The 2,841-nt window shown below is 29.8% G+C and carries 2 protein-coding genes; one reads left to right on the forward strand and one right to left on the reverse strand.

From position 1 onward, the window contains the following. The coding region (locus tag QXE01_12500; GenBank protein ID MEM4972058.1) for a hypothetical protein at positions 1-936 on the forward strand (936 nt) is incomplete at its 5' end. A 582-nt stretch (positions 937-1,518) separates the two neighbouring features. Here QXE01_12500 and QXE01_12505 read toward each other — a convergent pair. Next, positions 1,519-1,761, reverse strand: coding sequence for a hypothetical protein (locus tag QXE01_12505; protein ID MEM4972059.1), 243 nt, complete (start codon positions 1,759-1,761; stop codon positions 1,519-1,521). Between the last annotated feature and the right edge of the window lie 1,080 nt (positions 1,762-2,841).

Below are 2,841 nucleotides of genomic sequence, written 5' to 3' on the forward strand. Positions count from 1 at the left end.
GCCATATATAGCGAAAATATCAAGCCTTCAGATATAATTAAGTTAAAAGAATACATCAAAGATAAGAGTAAATTTGAAATAACCAATGAAGGGAATGCCTATCAACAAGTCCTGGAACTCTTTAATCATATAAACATAAATCTTGAAGACTTAAAGGGTTTTAAAGAACTAGAAGACGAAATAGTTCATTTCGAACATATAAGTGTGATTTTAGATGATAAGGATGTAGAGGAATTAAAGAAAAAGATAAATGACCTTGTATCACCTATAGATAGAAAGGCAAAGGAAAATGAACTTAAAACACAGCTAAAAACTGGTAAAATAGATCTTGAAAAATACACGGAAGAGATAAAGAAACTTAGTGCTCTAGCCAACGTAGATACATTCAAAGTGAAAAATAAGCAAATAGAAATAAAAAATATAGCTAACCATTATTATTTGCCTGTAATTATTTCGAAAGATGAAAAAATCGATTTTATCAATCACATAATAACTTTTGAGAGTGAAAAGAAATTCCTTAGGGATCTAGAAAAATATATAACGAAAAATAATATAGATGTTGATTATTGGTTTTTCTCTAAGATAGATCAAAGTTTAGATAAAATATACATACCATACTACAATAAAAAAGATAATAAGCCGGCAAAATTCTTCCCAGACTTCATCTTTTGGCTGAAAAAGGGTGATATGTATTATATCATATTTGTTGACCCAAAGAGCACATCGTACACAGACTATGAATATAAGGTTGATGGATTTTCAAGAATATTCGAAGAAAATGGCAAACCTAAAGAATTTAATTATCATGGACTAAAAGTACGAGTAATGCTATATCTTTATACAGATGATAAAAATAAGCTACCCGAAAAATATAAAAAATATTGGTATGATAATATAGAAAAAATATTCAATGTTTTCGAAAGTTCTCATAAATAAAGAGCTCAGTATAAGAGAAACACATCATTGTTGATAAGGTCGGGCATATTTGCTAAAGAATCAAACAACCTTGAGGGATCTATGATAATAGGAATTGATAGAGATTCTTACATCGAATACGAGAATTTAGAGAAATTCTATGATTAGGTCTTGAAGTTAAAACCTAAGGACAAGGGAATATCAAGGAAAGCCTTGAGGGACATTAAAGAGAAAATCAAAGCAAATAAGACCTTGAATCCAAAAACCAATTTTTCAAGTTTCTAGCTAGGTTTCCATCCGTTACTATCCCAGAAAAACTTTTCTTAAGTAGCTTTCGGATGTTCCTAACCGTTTAGCTAAATCTTCATTTTTTATTAATTAATGAGTCAGTTAAAATTTTTGTGTAATCAGACCTTATTAAAAGTTCTTTATTTTCATTTGATTCTTTTTTCTTTATTTAGTATTTCCATTAGACGGAATTTCAATTATTTTCCTAATTTAGTACACTTTTTGCAAAAATACATTTTAGAGCCTTCTATATCTGCCGCAAACTTCATAATTATTTCAAGTACACTTACGGGTAAATTTAAACCTAATAATATCTTAGGATGAATCTCTCCTACTAAAGTCAACATATTTATTGTTTAGAAATATTTTACCAAAACGTCCTTCTATAAAAGAAAGATGTGAAGAATTTTCAATTTTAACTTCTTTATTCATAACTCTGCTTGCTATTTCCTTAATCATTGCAACGAGCCAAGAAGCATTTCCTTTTTCGTCTGCTATAGATAAAGAAAGGATATTTCCATACTTTACATCTACGGAAGAATCTTTATTGTATATCAAAAAGTAGTAAAGACCATCCTTGCCCTTATTATTTTTATAAAACTTTATCAATTCTGGATAAATTGCTTTAAGTAAAATTCGCTGGCACGGATGGCTTTTTCTCCTATTGATAAAATTTAGAACTTAAAACATTAGAATCAACTTCTTGAAATCCTAAAGAAATAAGTATTTCTCTAATGGCTTCTACAATAGGCCCACTTTCTATAAATTCTCCTTTATTAAAGGCCTTTGGTGTTTCACAACCTATATATTCTCTACCTTGAAGTCTTAAAATTTCATCTGCTATATCTGCATAACCTACTGTCTATAAAATTGAACTTTAACACACATATAATCCCGGATCCATTATAATTACCACTCCACTGTCTATAAAATTGAACTTTAACCGTTAGCTTATCTCCATTAACATTACATTTAAAGCCCAATTTCACTAAATTTTAAATTACTACATTGTATTAATTTCCATTTCTAGCAAATCAGAAATAAAATTATAATCAAACCCTATTGATCTCCCAGTGATTTTAGGTTCAAATCCTTTTATAGCTTTGCCATTTCTAATTCATATCCCTCTCCACCAACTTCCAAAGTTAAAATCCTTTTATACCATAACTTTGCCTAATAATTTAGCATTAAACAAAATTACATATTTATTGACCGTATACGCCTGAGTTGTTTTTAATAAATGACGAAGACTATGCCAACCCTCATCCTCCTAACAATATCTTCTATCCAATAAGAGGCGTGGCTAATCCCGGAAGAAGTTGAGATACACCTTAGTTACAGAACTACTATGCGCTTGGCAAATATACTGTTAGAAGAAGTTAAAATACACTGCTTTTCAATCACAAGGCTCTTTGATACGTGTTGCTGTTAGAAGAAGTTAAGATACACTTTACTTCAGGTGATTTAGCTAACTGTTCTTCCCTTTTCTTGAAGAAGTTAAGATACACTTTACTAATGAGACAATCCACTGCAATATCAGCATATTTACCTTAGATTATAGTAAACAACTTTTTAGTAATGAGACTAGGAGATACACGAGATGCAAACACAATAAGTCAAGGTAAACAAACTTTACTA

The sequence above is a fragment of the Sulfolobales archaeon genome, assembly GCA_038897115.1.
In the GTDB taxonomy this organism is placed as follows: Archaea; Thermoproteota; Thermoprotei_A; order Sulfolobales; family AG1; genus AG1.